Raw genomic sequence first — 15,253 nt, 5'->3', positions numbered from 1 at the left:
ATGCAGCCAACTCATGAATATTATCAAGGATTGCAAGCGGTGCGACCCATACAAAAATCACTAAAACTAGCAGACGTTTGTTATGACATCCGTGGCCCTGTCATGGAAAAAGCCAAACAGATGGAGGAGGAAGGTCACAAGATCATCAAACTGAACATCGGCAATCTGGCGGTCTTCAATTTTGATCCGCCCGATGAAATTGTGCAGGATATGATACGTAATATGCAAAATGCAGCCGGTTACACCGACTCCAAAGGCATGTTTGCGCCGCGCAAAGCGATTATGCATTACACCCAGGAAAAGCATATTCATGGCGTGACCATAGAAGATATTTACATCGGCAACGGTGCTTCAGAACTGATCGTCATGGGCATGAATGCCTTGCTCAATAGCGGTGACGAAGTATTGGTGCCTGCCCCTGACTATCCATTGTGGACAGCCGCTGTCAGTCTGTCTGGCGGCAAGCCTGTGCATTATGTCTGTGATGAAAGCGCAGACTGGATGCCAGATATCGACGATATCAAGAGCAAGATCACGCCTAACACCAAGGCCATCGTCGTCATTAATCCCAATAACCCTACTGGTGCCTTGTACCCGGTCGAGGTCTTGCAGCAGATAGTTGAAGTGGCACGTCAGCATCAGCTCATCGTTTTTGCAGATGAAATTTACGACAAGACTTTGTATGATGGCGAAGAGCATACTTCCATTGCTTCGCTGGCCGATGATGTCTTGTTCCTGACACTGAATGGACTTTCTAAAAACTATCGTTCTTGCGGTTATCGTGCTGGCTGGATGGTGGTATCCGGTGAAAAACGTCATGCCAAGGATTATATTGAAGGCCTGAATATGTTAGCCTCCATGCGTTTGTGTGCAAATGCGCCGGGGCAGTTCGCCATTCAGACTGCGCTTGGTGGCTATCAGAGCATTAATGATCTGGTCGGGCCTGGTGGCCGTTTGCTCAAGCAACGCGATCTGGCGCACAAATTATTGACGGCAATTCCTGGTGTGACCTGCGTCAAACCCAAGGCTGCGCTGTATATGTTTCCCAAACTGGACCCCTTGATGTATCCCATCAAGGACGACCAGGAGTTTATCCACGAACTGCTGACCGAGCAGCGCGTGTTGCTGGTACAGGGAACGGGATTTAACTGGATTAATCCTGACCATTTCCGTGTGGTGTTCTTGCCCAATACGGATGATTTGACAGATGCTTTTGGACGTATAGCTAACTTTTTAGAGTTATACCGAAAGCGTCACGGCACCAATTAGCAGTACTTACGCAAAACCGCCCCAGCGGCGTTATGACTCCTAGTCGTACAATTTGTACTGCCTTCGTCGTCATGCCTTGCTGGGACGATTTTGCGAAAGTCCTGAAATTTTCATTTTTTACTGTTTAGAAAACTTATGAAACCCATCAAAGTAGGCCTGTTAGGCATAGGCACCGTCGGCTCCGGCACTTTCAACGTTTTGAAGCGCAATCAATTAGAGATTACGCGTCGCGCAGGTCGCTCGATTGAGATTGCCATGGTGGCAGACCTGAACGTTGAGCGGGCACGTGAGTTGACCAATGGTGAATGTGAAGTCGTGAATGATGCCAATCTGGTTGTTACTAACCCGGATATCGATATCGTCATCGAATTGATAGGTGGTTATGGTATTGCCAAAGACCTGGTCATGAAAGCCATCGCCAATGGCAAGCATGTTGTTACGGCCAATAAGGCTTTGTTGGCGACGCACGGCAATGAAATATTCAAGGCCGCAGAGGAAAAAGGCGTGATGGTCGCATTTGAGGCAGCGGTTGCTGGTGGCATCCCCATCATCAAGGCTTTGCGTGAAGGCCTGACTGCCAATCGCATACAGTGGATTGCTGGCATCATCAATGGCACCACCAATTTTATCTTGTCTGAAATGCGCGACAAGGGCCTGGATTTTGCAACCGTGCTGAAGCAGGCGCAAGAGCTGGGTTATGCAGAAGCAGACCCTACTTTCGATATCGAAGGTGTGGATGCTGCACATAAAGCCACCATCATGGCCGCAATCGCTTATGGCATTCCCATGCAGTTTGATAAAGCCCACGTGGAAGGCATCACCAACTTGCAAGCCAGTGATATCCGCTATGCAGAAGAACTGGGTTATCGCATCAAACTGCTGGGTATCAGCAAACGTACTGAAGCTGGTATAGAACTGCGTGTACATCCGACCCTGATCCCTGAAAAACGCCTGATTGCCAATGTGGAAGGTGCCATGAATGCGGTGCTGGTACATGGCGATGCAGTCGGTGCGACCCTGTATTATGGCAAGGGTGCGGGCTCTGAGCCTACCGCTTCTGCAGTAATTGCCGATCTGGTCGACATTACTCGTTTAGCGACTGCTGATCCTGAGCATCGCGTGCCTTACCTGGCCTTCCAGTCTGATTCCCTGAGTGATTTGCCAGTCTTGCCTATGGCAGAAATCGTCACCAGCTATTATCTGCGCATGCATGTGGCAGACAAACCTGGCGTTCTGGCGGATGTCACACGTATCCTGGCAGATTTGACGATCTCCATCGATGCCATGTTGCAAAAAGAACCAGCAGAAGGCGAGACGCAGACAGATATCATCATCCTGACACATCAGACCAAGGAAAAAAATATCGTTGCAGCCATAGAAAAAATCGAAAAACTCGATTCAGTGTTTGGTGCAGTGACAAAGTTGCGCCTGGAAGAACTGAGCTAAATCTTCAGGCTTCAAACCAAAAAGCGCGGTCATGGAATAATGATCGCGCTTTTTATTTTCTGAAGACAGGATGAACAGTACGATATGCCGCGCCTCCCCCTAATGCAGTTATTGTCTTATGCCATGTTTGGCTTTCCTCTGGCCATGGTAGCTTTACCCATTTATGTCTATGTGCCACAGTTTTATGCTGACCGCCTGGGTATGTCTTTATCCGCGATAGGTACCGCATTGTTACTTACCCGCGTCATGGATGCATTCATTGATCCTTTTATCGGCGCATTGATAGACCGCAGGCCGCAAAGCCGCAGTTACGCACCCTATATAGTTCTGGCATTGCCATTATTGATTGCCGGTTTCATAGGTCTGTTCCATCCTCCTCATTTATCAGGCAATCCGGCCTTTCTCTGGTTCTTTGTTACGCTGGTGGTCGTGTATGCTGGATTCAGCCTGGCCAGTATTGCCTACCAGAGCTGGGGTGCAGCCCTGACTCAGGAGCCGGGGCAAAGGGTCAGGCTGACCAGTGTGCGCGAGGCATGTGGCTTGGCTGGCGTGATCGCGACAGCTATCATCATTCAATTTGGCAATGTCACAATCTTGTCTGGCATGCTGAGTGTCAGCTTGCTGATAACGGCATGGTTTTTGATAGGCCATGCGCCAAGAAAGTCGGGCGCGACAGAAGCTGGTCATGTCCCGCTGTCTTTGCGTCATCTGTTTGCCAATCGCAGTTTCCGGGCCTTGTTTCTGGTATTCGTTGTTAATGGTATTGCCGCTGCTATACCGGCAACCTTGTTTCTGTTTTTCACCAAAGACCGTTTGCATCTGGAGCATTTGTCCGGTGTTTTGTTGCTGATGTATTTTCTGGCGGCTGCTTTGTCCATGCCTTTATGGACTCGTCTGGCGCAAAGAAAAGGGGAGGTCAAAGCGTGGTTATTAGCGATGCTTTTGTCGGTGCTTAGTTTTGTCGGAGTACTGGTGTTGAATGCAGGTGATGCATGGGCTTTTTCCGTGATTTGCATTTTTTCAGGCATGAGCCTGGGAGCGGATCTGGCTTTGCCGCCAGCCTTGCTGGCTGGCGTTATTCATGCAGCCGGGCATAGTGACAAAAACGAGGCCAGTTATTTTGGGGTCTGGAACTGGGCCAGCAAGATGAATCTGGCCTTGGCCGCAGGTCTGGCATTGCCAACGCTGGAATATCTGGGTTATGTGCCAGGAGTGGCCAGCAACAATGGCTTGCAAGCGCTGACCTTGGCTTATGCCGCTTTACCCTGCATATTGAAGTTGCTGGCTGCGGCTTTGCTGTGGAAAGCCAGGCTGGAAAAAGTATGAAGCCCGATCAACAATGCATATTGGTCGGGCCAGATATTGCATGCTATTCAGCGCAATAGTTTTTCATGGAATTCTGCTGGATAATCTTTATGGATTTTGACTACCGTAGTAACCCTGGTACCATAGTTGGGTGAAACTATGCATGGAGAGGACAGCAAGCGCTCCATCTCAAATGAAACGCCGGTATCTGGCAATCGGCAATCGGGGGCGGGGTTGGTATTAGCCAATACTTCGAAATAGGCATCCACTGGCGCACGTTGGCATATCATGCTGGCAAATTCTGCCTTGGTCCTGACAACTTTTGGCCAGGGTGTATCCAGTGATGCATTGGAAATGCCATAAATGCCGGGAGGCAGGGGCTGACCATTACGTACATCATCCTGATTACGGTTGGAAAACCAAATCAGGTCCTCCTTATCACCGATCAATAAATTGAAACCATTATAGTCCGCGACAGTATCGCGGATGCTGGCAATATACCCTTGCGCGCTCAAGTCACTCTTGAGGTAATTGGCAACCAATTCTCCACGCGATGGTGCATCTTCACGTCTTTCCGACGGTGCGCGAATATTGGTAATGGCGGCAAATTTGCTCGTCAGGCTATCTGCACCGTCCAGCGTAGTCATGCCCAGCCAGGTGCCGCCCGATTGCAAGTCGCGCCCGGCATATATCCTGGGGTTGTCTTGCCACCAGTCAGCTGCAGTTGCTGGGCGGTCATAAAATTCGTCGCGGTTACCTGCAAACACGATAGGTGTACAGGGTATCAATTTCCAGGCAAAGACGATCAGGCACATAAGTTTACATCCATGAAATATTCCATATGTCGCTCACCAGACTGCAATTGCTGCAATCCGGTTTGCGCGTAAGCCAGCTCAAGTCGCTGCTCAAAACCAGACGTAACCTGATGATAAATCTCCATCCAGGTATGCATGCCGTCTTGCTCTGCCGGACGTCTCTGCAAACCCGGGCTTTGCTGATCAGCCTGACGCATCAGGTTTTGCAACAACTGTTCCTGCTGCAGTACTTCCGCTTCTTTGCCAGCGCTGGCTTTAAAATAGATATAGCAATTCATATGCCTGCTTTTAATTCTTTATTGCGCGATTATTGCGTGATATCTGTTATTGCATACGGCAGAGGCAGTAGTTCTATTGCTGCACCAGTTGCCGAGCCTAATGTAAGTTGACCACTCTCCTGATCAGCCAGCTTCATTTCCATTAACACCAGCGAACAGTCTTCCTGATGTTGTTCTGCGTTAACGATCATGCCGCAGGGTTGGCTGACATCATCGCTATGAAATACTTCGCTTCCTGCTATTACATCTTTCGCGTGCACCAGCGCTATTGCCATGCGGCGCTTGAGTTTGCCCAGATATTGGCTGCGCGCGACTATTTCCTGGCCGGGATAACAGCCTTTTTTAAAGTTCACGCCACCGATGAGTTCAAAATTGATCATCTGCGGGACAAACTTTTCTTGCGTGCTGGCGATGACTATGGCAATGCCAGCCTGAATTTCAGTCACGCGCCAGGCATTGGTGTTTACCACTCGCAGTTGGGTGCTTAATTTGGGCCAGGCTTGTTGTGCAATTTCCACCGGCGCTATCCATTGATAACGCGGTGCATTGTTGGCATCGGCTACGCGCAGCAAACTGCCATATTCATTGCTCAGTTTTTGGTCAATTTGTGCTGGCAATCCAGGGAACCATTCTTGCAGTGCTGCCGGGACAGCAGTGCCACCCAATCCCAGAACGACGTATTCAGCGTTGATGTCGTGTAATTTGGCCTTCTCCCGCAAAATAAACATTTGCAGACGTTTTTGCACAGTGGTTTGTATGGTTTTTGATAACTGGAAGATAATATCCTGGCCATCTTTCCAATATACAAAGCTGGCCAGCATACGCCCTTTGGGGGTGCAATAAGCTGCACGGCGCAACTCACCAGCGCCCAAGTGCTCTACATCATTGCTCAATTGATTATGCAAAAAAGACGGGGCGTCTTCACCTGTAACCCTGATCAGGCCAAGGTCGGTCAAGGGGGCAATAAATCCTGTCTGCAGGGCATCTGACTGCCAATGTGGGGTAAAACCGCTAGTATTCAGGTTTTCCACCGTCGCGCCCTGGCTGGATAAAAAGTCTTCCCACGTCATATTGTTATACTCACTCTTCTTTGCTAATTCGCTTAATGTCTGCGCTGGCTTTACAATACCGCCTGCACCTGTTCAGGCGAATTATAGTAGCGTCTGCAAAATCTCGTCAGAACTCCCTCAATTTTGATTAAGCTGTCTACATGGGTTTCATAAAAAAACTATTTGTACTATTGATTCTGCTTGCGCTGGCCGCAGGTGGCGGCTTCTATTACTGGATGCAACAAGCCATTTTTACAGAGGGTGCGGTCAAAGAATTTACCATCAAGCCGGGCAGTAGTGTGCGTGCGTCTGCCCGTCAGGTCTATGAGGCTGGAGTACCAATTCAACCCCTGTTGTTTGAGGCTCTGGCGCGTTTGATGGGTAAAGCGAATCGCTTGAAGGCCGGGTCTTTCGAGATTGAGGCTGGCAAAACACCGGTTGAGTTGCTGAACAAGATTGTCAATGGCGATTTCTCCATGGCCAGCCTGGCAGTGATAGAAGGGTGGACTTTCCAGCAAATGCGCAAGCTGGTGGATGCGCATCCTGCCATCAAGCATGAAACCCAGGGCATGAGTGAGGCCGAGTTGATGCGCAAGATCACACCGGACTTCCCACAAGCAGAAGGCTTGTTTTTTCCAGATACCTATCGTTTTGCCAAGGGCAGCACAGACGTGCAGCTGTATCAGCAGGCGCATAGCCAGTTATTGAAGAAGCTGGATGAGGCCTGGAAAAAACGCGCAGATGGTTTGCCTTACAAGAACCGCTACGAAGCCCTGACCATGGCTTCCATCATAGAAAAAGAGACCGGGCAAAAATCCGAACGCCCCATGATAGCCTCGGTTTTTGTCAATCGCCTGCGTACGGGCATGTTGCTGCAAACCGATCCAACCGTTATTTATGGTATGGGCGAGCGCTATCAGGGCAAGATATACAAGCGTGACTTGTTGACTGATACACCCTACAACACGTATACCCGAGTAGGCTTACCACCCACACCGATTGCCTTGCCCGGTATGGAATCCATTTCGGCAGCTTTGGATCCGGCGCATAGTGATGCTTTATACTTCGTGGCACGTGGTAATGGAACCAGTCAGTTTTCAGATAATCTTAATGACCATAATCGCGCTGTGAACAAGTACCAGCGCTAATAAGAACGCTAATTAGAACAACAGAATTAAAGAATGAAGCCCACAGGAAAATTTATCAGCTTTGAAGGCATAGACGGTGCGGGTAAATCCACCCATATCGCCTATGTGGCAGAGCGTTTGCAAAGCACACTGCAGGCGCGTGAGGTAAAGGTGATTTGCAGCCGTGAGCCTGGTGGCACGCCATTGGGCGAGACCTTACGCGAATTGCTATTAAAGCAAAAGATGCATCTGGAGACAGAGGCCTTGTTGATGTTTGCCGTCAGGCGCGAGCACATTGCCCAGGTCATAGAGCCAGCATTGGCCAGGGGCGACTGGGTTATCTCCGATCGCTTTACTGATGCCAGCTTTGCTTATCAAGGTGGTGGCAGGAACTTGTCGCTGGATAAACTCAACGCGCTTGAACAATGGGTGCACCCTGATTTGCAGCCGGACCTGACTTTATTGTTCGACGTGCCTCTGGAAGTGGCGCGTGCACGACTTGATGCAACACGTGACCTGGATAAGTTTGAACAGGAAAAAGTAGGTTTTTTTGCTGCTACCCGCAATGAATACCTGCGCCGTGCCAAAGAGTTTCCTCAACGTTTCAGGATTATCGATTCCACACAAAGTATAGAAGCTATACGTTTGCAACTTGATGCATTGATTGATGATCTCCTGAGTTCTGCTCACCCCGCGATATGACGCAGCATCCTTTATATAGCTGGCAAGAAGACTCCTGGCAGCAAATACAGGCGTTGGGGCAGCGCCTGCCTCATGCCTTTTTATTGCACGGGCCGCAAGGCATAGGTAAAACTGTGTTTGCTGAACATCTGGCGCAATCCCTGCTGTGCGAAAGCCCAGGGCAGGGTGGGCACGCTTGTCAGCAATGTGGTTCCTGCGGCTGGTTTGCGCAATATAGCCATCCCGACTATCGCCGCGTCAGGCCAGAATTGCTGGACGAAGAAGATGCACCAGTCGGTGATGAAGCAGAAAGCACCAGCAAAACCAGCAAGGCCAGCAAAGCACCTTCCAAAGAAATCGTCATCAACCAAATCCGGGCACTGTCGGATTTCATGAATATTTCTACTCACCGCAGTGGCAGGCGCATCATCGTATTGTATCCAGCAGAGGCACTGAATGTGCCTGCGGCAAATGCGCTGTTGAAATCGCTGGAAGAGCCAAATGCCAATACGGTGTTTATTCTGGTATCGAATAGTATAGACAGATTGTTGCCTACCATTTTGTCGCGTTGTCACAAGTTTGGCCTGGGCTTGCCGGACGCCAGCATTGCGCTGGAATGGTTGCATAAGCAAGGCATCAAGGATGCGGATGTCTGGCTGGCGCAGCAAGGTGGAGCGCCTTTGGCCGCATTTGACATGGCACATTCAGACTTGCGTGCTGATCTGGATGAATTTATACGGTTTTTGAGTAAGCCAGGCACAGAATTGAGCCTCAAAACCGCCGACAAGATGCAAAAAATGGAAATGCCTATCGTCGTCGGCTGGCTACAACGTTGGCTCTACGATATATTTTCCTATAAACAAAGTGGCAGAATCCGGTATCATCCTCGCTATGAGAAGGAGTTGAAGGCGTTGTCCATGCAAGTTGATGAGTCAGCTTTGCAGCAATTCATCAAGAATTGCAATGAAAGACAGGCGATTGCCAGTCACCCTTTGTCGGCCAAATTATTTTTGGAAGATATGTTGCTTGAATATTCCGCACTATTCGGCACTATTTGATTAAAGAATTGCGAAAGCCAGAACATGTCAGATTTACCAGCAGATCCCGGTGCCCCGCTTAATATGCCTTCACCGAATCGTCCTTCAGTGTTGTCGCTGGCGATTAAAGAAAAAGCTGCCTTGTTTGCAGCCTATATGCCATTTTTAAAAAATGGCGGCATTTTCGTGCCTACCAATAAGACTTACCGTCTGGGTGAAGAGATTTATCTGATTTTGACTTTATTGGATGATCCAAATAAATATCCTATCGCTGGCAAGGTTGCCTGGATTACACCAGCAGGTGCAGGCAATAACAAATCGCAAGGCATAGGCGTGCATTTCCCTGAAGATGAAAGTGGCACCCGCATACGCTTGCGTGTAGAAGAATTGCTAGGCGCGGCAGTACGCTCTTCCCGGGCTACCCATACAATTTAATGACGATGGCTGCAGAATTTACGCACAGACTGGCGCAGTTTGAAGATTTGCCGCAAATTGTCGCAATTTATAATTCCACAGTTGCCTCACGTGTGGTTACCGCCGATACAGAGCCAATTACGGTAGAATCGCGCCATGCATGGTTTCATGAGCATCACCCTGAATCGCGTCCACTCTGGGTCTGCGAACAGAACGGTCAAGTCATAGGCTGGTTATCGTTCTCGAATTTTTATGGCAGGCCTGCTTATTCAGGTACTGCTGAATTATCCATATACTTGCACGAAGCTGCACGTGGTCAGGGTTTGGGGCGTTATTTCCTGACTCAGGCTATTGCGCATGCTCCTGAAATCAAGGTTCACACATTGCTGGGCTTCATTTTTGGTCATAATGTACCGAGCTTGAAGTTATTTGCTGCATTTGACTTTGCGACCTGGGCAAATATGCCGCGGGTAGCAACGCTGGATGGCATAGAGCGCGATTTGATCATACTTGGCAAACGGGTAGGTTAGGTTCAAGCTAAATTAGCTAGTCTCCTGCCGTTTGCTACCATTTTAGGGCGACTTGCCATTGGCAGGTCGCCTATTCATTTTTGAAAGATTTTATTATGCTGAGCTACCGCCACGGCTTTCATGCCGGTAATCATGCCGACGTCCTGAAGCACTTTGTCCTGATTCAATTGCTTGAATATCTCGGGCAAAAAGACACTGCTTATACCTATATAGACACGCATGCAGGTGCTGGTTTGTATTCCCTTGACAGCGGCTATGCAAGCAAAAATGCAGAATTTGAAACCGGTATCGCACCTTTGTGGGATCGAAAAGATATTCCGGCGTCTTTCGCGGCCTATATGGATTTGATCAAAGGTCTCAATCCCAGCGGCAAAATGCGCTATTACCCAGGCTCGCCGTATTGCGCCAATATCGTCATGCGTGAGCAAGACCGCCTGCGTTTGTTTGAATTGCATCCCAGCGAAATCAAGATACTCGCAGAAAACTTCCGCAAGCTTGATAACCATGCGGCAGAACAGGGCAAGCGCCAGACCGTCAGAGGTAAGCGCGTTATTATTTCTGCTGGCGATGGCTTTGAAAGCCTGAAGGCCCTGCTGCCACCGCCGTCACGCCGTGGCATGGTGCTCATTGACCCGCCATACGAAGTTAAAGATGACTACAGGCGCGTCAAGGTATGTCTGGAAGATGGTATAAAGCGTTTCCCTACCGGCACCTTTGCGGTATGGTATCCGGTGCTGCAACGTCAGGAATCCCGTTCACTGCCAGAAAAACTCAAGCGCTTGCAGGCGAACAGCTGGCTGAATGTCACGCTGTCCATCAGTGGCCCGTCACCAGATGGATTTGGTTTGCATAGCAGTGGCATGTTTATCCTCAATCCACCATGGACTTTGCTGGCAACCCTGAAAGAAGTGATGCCCTACCTCGTCAAAGTATTGGGTAAAGATGCTGGTGCTGGTTTTGTGCTTGAGTCGGGCGAGGCGGGAACAAGCGCTAAACGTTAAGATGTTTGTGGACAGAGAGAAAAGACTCTCTTTTCGACACAAAGTAAATTTGTTGATTGTTGCGATGCGGAAGAGCTTCTCTTCCGCATTTTTTGTTTGTAGAGCGACTAAAACTGGAGTGAGGAAATGAGAGTCCTTTGTGCGTTGCGGAAAAAATACTGATTGACGGATTAGTACGGTCGTACAAAAATCGACCAAGAATAATATTCAGCAATTTGAGCAATTACCAAAGTAATCAATAAAGCAGCACATTTCAGGAGAACAAATGTCGTCATATGTGAAGAGCCCCATGATGGGGCAAATGATGAGCAAGCCCATGCTTATTTCCAGCCTCATCGAACATGCTGACCGTTATTTTGGAAAGAATGAAATTGTTTCTCGCCGGGTGGAAGGGGATATACATCGCTATAACTATAGCGAATGTCACAAACGTTCAAAACAACTGGCGAATGCTTTTGCCAAACTGGGTGTACAACTGGGTGACCGTATTGCTACCCTGGCCTGGAATGGTTATCGCCATCTGGAAGCTTACTATGCAGTATCTGGTTCTGGTGCTGTTTTGCATACGATTAACCCAAGACTGCATCCTGAACAGATTGCTTACATTGCCAATCATGCAGAAGATCAATACCTGCTGTTTGACATGACTTTCCTGCCTATCGTGCACGCAATAGTTGCGCATTGCCCAGGTATCAAAGGCTATATCATGATGTGCGACCGGGATAAATTGCCAACGGATGGCAAAATCCCCAATCTGATGGCGTATGAAGATTTGATCGAAGCCAATAACGATGATTTTGTCTGGCCAGTTTTTGATGAAAACTCTGCCTCCAGCTTGTGCTATACCTCAGGTACGACAGGTAACCCTAAAGGTGCTTTGTATTCCCATCGTTCCACCATCCTGCATTCTTACGGCTCGTCCTTGCCCGATGGCTTGAATGTATCCGCACGTGACTCTGTTTTACCAGTGGTTCCAATGTTCCATGTGAATGCCTGGGGCTTGCCTTATTCCGCTCCTTTGAATGGTGCCAAACTGGTTTTCCCCGGTCCGCATCTGGATGGCAAATCCCTCTACGAATTATTTGAACAGGAAAAAGTCACTTTCTCGGCAGGTGTGCCCACTGTCTGGCTAGGCTTGTTGACTTATGTGGCGCAAAATAACCTGAAATTCTCAACTTTCAAACGCACAGTGATTGGTGGCTCTGCCTGCCCACCAGCGATGATGAAAACCTTGCGTCACACCTACGGTGTGGAAGTGGTACATGCCTGGGGCATGACAGAAATGTCGCCACTGGGTACTGCCGGTACTTTGATGGCCAAGCATACTGATCTGGCAGAAGAAGAGAAGCAGGCCATACTCCAGAAACAAGGCCATGTCTTGTACGGCGTCGACATGAAGATCGTTGACGATGCCGGTACGGAATTGCCATGGGATGGCAAAACCTACGGTAATTTGCTGGTCAAGGGCCCTTGGATCATCAGTAGCTATTACAAAAATGAAGGCGGCGATGTCCTGGAAGATGGCTGGTTCCCTACCGGTGACGTAGCTACTATAGATACTGATGGCTACATGCAGATTACTGACCGCAGCAAGGATGTTGTCAAATCTGGCGGTGAATGGATAGGCACGATAGATCTGGAAAATGTAGCGGTCTCACATCCTGCTATTTTGCAAGCGGCTTGTATCGGTGTCTTTCATCCCAAATGGGATGAGCGGCCCTTGCTGCTGGCAGTCAAGAAGCCAGGGGCAGAAGTCACGAGGGAAGAGTTACTGCAATTTTTTGATGGCAAGGTTGCGAAATGGTGGCTGCCTGACGACGTCGTTTTCATAGAAAGCCTGCCGTTAGGGGCAACAGGAAAAATTTTGAAAAATAAACTGAGGGAGCAATTCAAGGAATATAAACTACCAACTGCATAGGAAGAGCAGGACCTGGTCTGAATATGAATAGCCCAGGTTCTGGAAGTAGCGATAAAACGAAAAAAATCTAGATTCCAAACAATGAGAATACCGGAGAGAGACAAATGAAATTTCCTTTACGTGCCAGCCTTGCTGCAGTCGCTTTAACCTTTGCCGTACCCGCAGTGATGGCTGATACCATCAAGATCGCCTACATCGATCCACTGTCAGGTGCTTTTGCGCCAGTTGGGCAAAATATTTTGAATTCCTATCAGTACATCGCTGATAAGGCCAATGCTGAAAAATGGGCTGGCGAACACAAATTCGAAGTTGTCGGTTTTGATAATAAAGGCAGCCCACAAGAGTCACTGAATGTATTGAAAACGGTGATAGATAAAGGATTTCGCTATATCACGCAAGGCAATGGCTCTGGTGTAGGCCTGGCTTTGCTGGATGCTGTCAACAAGCACAATGAGCGTAATCCAGGCAAAGAAATTGTGTATCTGAACCATGCGGCTGTTGATCCTGATATGACCAACAGCAAGTGCAGTTTCTGGCACTTCCGTTTTGATTCAAATTCAGACATGAAAATGGAAGCCTTGACGACTTTCATGGCTGCTGACAAGAATATCAAGAAGGTCTATATCATCGGTCAGAATTACTCCTTTGGCCATCAGGTAACCCGTGCTGCCAAAGAGTATCTGGCACGCAAGCGTCCGGATATACAAATCGTTGGTGATGACCTTCACCCAATTGGCCAGGTAAAGGATTTTTCTCCTTACGTAGCTAAAATCAAGGCTTCCGGCGCAGATACGGTTATTACTGGTAACTGGGGTGCCGATCTGGCTTTGCTGATTAAATCCGCCAAAGATGCTGATCTGAAATCCAATTTTTACACTTATTACGCCTCTACGACCGGCGTCCCTACTGCTATGGGCGCTTCAGGTATAGACCGCGTTAAATATGTAGGTTACTGGAACGCGAATAACGAGACTTTCTCCGGCAAGGACATCGTCGAAGGATTCAAAACCAAATACAAAGACGACTATTACTCCATGGCGACTTATTCGGTACTGGCTGGCATGTCCCAGGCTGTCAAGCAAGCCAAGTCCATTGATCCTGTCAAGGTTGCATTTGCTCTGGAAGGTTTGAATTTCAAGAGCTTGAACGGTGACGACAATATGCGGAAGGTTGATCACCAGATTCAACAGCCGTTATATATCGCTACCTGGGTAAAAACCAATGGCAAAGATGTTAAGTTTGATCAGGAAAATACCGGCATGGGCTGGAAAACCAATCAAAAGATAGATGCATTCGTCGCATCGCAACCATCTTCTTGCCAGATGAAACGACCAGGCTAATCCTATGAAAAAAGAGAGTCGCTTTATGCGTACTCTCTTTTTTTACCTATAAATAGTACGATCGTTCAAGAATTTTCTGAAAAGGATCTTTGCTGTGGAATTCACACTGATCACTTTGCTGAACGGTGTCAGTTACGGATTGCTGTTGTTCATGCTTTCATCCGGATTGACATTGATTTTCAGCATGATGGGCGTACTCAACTTCGCCCACGCCAGTTTCTATATGTTGGGTGCTTATTTCGCTTATGCCATCAGCGTCAAGATTGGCTTTTGGCCGGCTTTGTTTTTTGCTCCGCTGCTAGTCGGTTTACTCGGCGCAATGGTGGAACGTTATGGCCTGCGCTCCGTGCATAAATACGGGCATATACCAGAACTATTATTCACCTTCGGCCTGTCCTATGTGATTGTCGAGTTGGTGCAATTGATCTGGGGCAGGTCAACAGTACCGTATCCCATTCCTGCATCTTTGGATGGCCCCTTGTTTACGCTGTACACAACGACTTTCCCCATCTATCGCGGTTTCATGATGCTGGTGGCGCTGGTGATGCTGGCTTCGATTTATCTGTTGCTGACGCGTACCCGCATCGGTCTGGTGATACAGGCGGCTCTTACTCATCCTGATACGGTGGAAGCACTGGGTCACAATGTCCCGCGTGTCTTCATGCTGGTATTTGGCGGTGGTTGTGCATTGGCGGGTCTTGCCGGTGTTGTCGGTGGCAATGCCTTTGTCACCGAGCCTGGTATGGCATCCACCTTGGGCAGCATTATTTTCGTCGTAGTGGTGGTAGGTGGCATGGGATCTTTGGCGGGCGCTTTTGTGGCATCGCTGTTGATCGGGGTATTGCAAACATTTGCCGTGGCACTGGATTATTCCTTCGTCACTGTTTTTGCCAAATTGGGTATGGTCATTACAGCAAATGCGCCAGGCTATGCGATGTTAAGCCTGACGATTGCCCAGGTTGCACCTATCCTGCCTTATCTCTTATTGGTACTCATCCTGATTTTCAGGCCCAGAGGTTTACTCGGCACACGTGAAGGATAAA

The 15,253-nt window shown here is 48.6% G+C and carries 15 protein-coding genes; 12 read left to right on the top strand and 3 right to left on the bottom strand.

The window, feature by feature from the left end; genetic code table 11:
* The first annotated feature begins 39 nt into the window (after nucleotides 1–39).
* The 3 genes from ACO0LD_RS06035 (at nucleotide 40) to ACO0LD_RS06025 (ending at nucleotide 4,041) form a co-directional block, all read left to right on the top strand.
* Nucleotides 40–1,269, top strand: coding sequence for a pyridoxal phosphate-dependent aminotransferase (locus tag ACO0LD_RS06035; RefSeq protein ID WP_423005037.1), 1,230 nt, complete (start codon nucleotides 40–42; stop codon nucleotides 1,267–1,269).
* Nucleotides 1,270–1,404: 135 nt separating this feature from the next.
* Nucleotides 1,405–2,715: a homoserine dehydrogenase gene (locus ACO0LD_RS06030; protein WP_423004750.1), complete on the top strand. Its 1,311-nt coding sequence runs from the start codon at nucleotides 1,405–1,407 to the stop codon at nucleotides 2,713–2,715.
* Nucleotides 2,716–2,799: 84 nt separating this feature from the next.
* The gene (locus ACO0LD_RS06025; protein ID WP_423004748.1) at nucleotides 2,800–4,041 is read left to right on the top strand and encodes an MFS transporter; all 1,242 of its coding nucleotides are present in this window, start codon (nucleotides 2,800–2,802) and stop codon (nucleotides 4,039–4,041) included.
* A gap of 47 nt (nucleotides 4,042–4,088) precedes the next feature.
* On the opposite strand, the gene ACO0LD_RS06020 is transcribed toward ACO0LD_RS06025, so the two are convergent.
* The 3 genes from ACO0LD_RS06020 to ACO0LD_RS06010 are packed head-to-tail and all read right to left on the bottom strand — an operon-like array spanning nucleotide 4,089 to nucleotide 6,183.
* On the bottom strand, nucleotides 4,089–4,835 hold the full coding sequence (locus tag ACO0LD_RS06020; RefSeq protein ID WP_423004746.1) for an NRDE family protein: 747 nt from the start codon (nucleotides 4,833–4,835) through the stop codon (nucleotides 4,089–4,091).
* A complete protein-coding gene (locus tag ACO0LD_RS06015) occupies nucleotides 4,826–5,113 on the bottom strand; it encodes a DUF4936 family protein (protein ID WP_423004744.1) in 288 nt (95 codons plus the stop codon). Before ACO0LD_RS06015 ends, ACO0LD_RS06020 begins: the two co-directional genes overlap by 10 nt.
* 29 nt (nucleotides 5,114–5,142) lie before the next feature.
* The gene (locus tag ACO0LD_RS06010) at nucleotides 5,143–6,183 is read right to left on the bottom strand and encodes a YgfZ/GcvT domain-containing protein (RefSeq protein WP_423004742.1); all 1,041 of its coding nucleotides are present in this window, start codon (nucleotides 6,181–6,183) and stop codon (nucleotides 5,143–5,145) included.
* A gap of 140 nt (nucleotides 6,184–6,323) precedes the next feature.
* Between ACO0LD_RS06010 and mltG the strand changes: the two genes are divergently transcribed.
* From mltG to ACO0LD_RS05965, 9 genes are all read left to right on the top strand, one after another.
* The gene (gene mltG, locus ACO0LD_RS06005) at nucleotides 6,324–7,310 is read left to right on the top strand and encodes an endolytic transglycosylase MltG (protein WP_423004740.1); all 987 of its coding nucleotides are present in this window, start codon (nucleotides 6,324–6,326) and stop codon (nucleotides 7,308–7,310) included.
* Between the two features lie 33 nt (nucleotides 7,311–7,343).
* Nucleotides 7,344–7,991 (top strand): dTMP kinase, encoded by a 648-nt coding sequence (gene tmk / locus ACO0LD_RS06000; protein ID WP_423004738.1) that lies wholly within the window; start codon nucleotides 7,344–7,346, stop codon nucleotides 7,989–7,991.
* Nucleotides 7,988–9,028 (top strand): DNA polymerase III subunit delta', encoded by a 1,041-nt coding sequence (gene holB / locus ACO0LD_RS05995; RefSeq protein ID WP_423004736.1) that lies wholly within the window; start codon nucleotides 7,988–7,990, stop codon nucleotides 9,026–9,028. The genes tmk and holB overlap by 4 nt, the downstream gene beginning before the upstream one ends.
* A gap of 24 nt (nucleotides 9,029–9,052) precedes the next feature.
* A complete protein-coding gene (locus ACO0LD_RS05990; RefSeq protein ID WP_423004734.1) occupies nucleotides 9,053–9,442 on the top strand; it encodes a PilZ domain-containing protein in 390 nt (129 codons plus the stop codon).
* A gap of 5 nt (nucleotides 9,443–9,447) precedes the next feature.
* Nucleotides 9,448–9,951, top strand: coding sequence for a GNAT family N-acetyltransferase (locus ACO0LD_RS05985; protein ID WP_423005035.1), 504 nt, complete (start codon nucleotides 9,448–9,450; stop codon nucleotides 9,949–9,951).
* Between the two features lie 95 nt (nucleotides 9,952–10,046).
* Nucleotides 10,047–10,952 carry a 23S rRNA (adenine(2030)-N(6))-methyltransferase RlmJ gene (locus tag ACO0LD_RS05980; protein ID WP_423004732.1) on the top strand — a complete coding sequence of 302 codons (906 nt, stop codon included), beginning with the start codon at nucleotides 10,047–10,049 and terminating at the stop codon, nucleotides 10,950–10,952.
* Between the two features lie 265 nt (nucleotides 10,953–11,217).
* Nucleotides 11,218–12,870, top strand: a complete 1,653-nt coding sequence (locus tag ACO0LD_RS05975) for a 3-(methylthio)propionyl-CoA ligase (RefSeq protein WP_423004730.1) — start codon at nucleotides 11,218–11,220, stop codon at nucleotides 12,868–12,870.
* Between the two features lie 104 nt (nucleotides 12,871–12,974).
* The gene (locus ACO0LD_RS05970; RefSeq protein WP_423004728.1) at nucleotides 12,975–14,210 is read left to right on the top strand and encodes a branched-chain amino acid ABC transporter substrate-binding protein; all 1,236 of its coding nucleotides are present in this window, start codon (nucleotides 12,975–12,977) and stop codon (nucleotides 14,208–14,210) included.
* Between the two features lie 94 nt (nucleotides 14,211–14,304).
* Complete coding sequence (locus tag ACO0LD_RS05965; protein WP_423004726.1) at nucleotides 14,305–15,252, top strand: branched-chain amino acid ABC transporter permease; 948 nt, start codon at nucleotides 14,305–14,307, stop codon at nucleotides 15,250–15,252.
* The last annotated feature ends 1 nt before the right edge of the window (nucleotide 15,253 follow it).

Origin of the sequence: Undibacterium sp. Ji83W, from assembly GCF_049340385.1 — a bacterium.
Taxonomy (GTDB): domain Bacteria; phylum Pseudomonadota; class Gammaproteobacteria; order Burkholderiales; family Burkholderiaceae_D; genus Undibacterium.
The sequence above is the reverse complement of the archived record's forward strand: the minus strand, read 5'-3'. Positions and strand labels throughout refer to the sequence as shown.

Coding starts and splice junctions, on each gene's coding strand:
- ACO0LD_RS06030 (WP_423004750.1), top strand. CDS start 1,405: ATGAAACCCATCAAAGTAGGCCTGTTAGGCATAGGCACCGTCGGCTCC.
- ACO0LD_RS06025 (WP_423004748.1), top strand. CDS start 2,800: ATGCCGCGCCTCCCCCTAATGCAGTTATTGTCTTATGCCATGTTTGGC.
- ACO0LD_RS06020 (WP_423004746.1), bottom strand. CDS start 4,835: ATGTGCCTGATCGTCTTTGCCTGGAAATTGATACCCTGTACACCTATC.
- ACO0LD_RS06015 (WP_423004744.1), bottom strand. CDS start 5,113: ATGAATTGCTATATCTATTTTAAAGCCAGCGCTGGCAAAGAAGCGGAA.
- ACO0LD_RS06010 (WP_423004742.1), bottom strand. CDS start 6,183: ATGACGTGGGAAGACTTTTTATCCAGCCAGGGCGCGACGGTGGAAAAC.
- mltG (WP_423004740.1), top strand. CDS start 6,324: ATGGGTTTCATAAAAAAACTATTTGTACTATTGATTCTGCTTGCGCTG.
- tmk (WP_423004738.1), top strand. CDS start 7,344: ATGAAGCCCACAGGAAAATTTATCAGCTTTGAAGGCATAGACGGTGCG.
- holB (WP_423004736.1), top strand. CDS start 7,988: ATGACGCAGCATCCTTTATATAGCTGGCAAGAAGACTCCTGGCAGCAA.
- ACO0LD_RS05990 (WP_423004734.1), top strand. CDS start 9,053: ATGTCAGATTTACCAGCAGATCCCGGTGCCCCGCTTAATATGCCTTCA.
- ACO0LD_RS05985 (WP_423005035.1), top strand. CDS start 9,448: ATGGCTGCAGAATTTACGCACAGACTGGCGCAGTTTGAAGATTTGCCG.
- ACO0LD_RS05980 (WP_423004732.1), top strand. CDS start 10,047: ATGCTGAGCTACCGCCACGGCTTTCATGCCGGTAATCATGCCGACGTC.
- ACO0LD_RS05975 (WP_423004730.1), top strand. CDS start 11,218: ATGTCGTCATATGTGAAGAGCCCCATGATGGGGCAAATGATGAGCAAG.
- ACO0LD_RS05970 (WP_423004728.1), top strand. CDS start 12,975: ATGAAATTTCCTTTACGTGCCAGCCTTGCTGCAGTCGCTTTAACCTTT.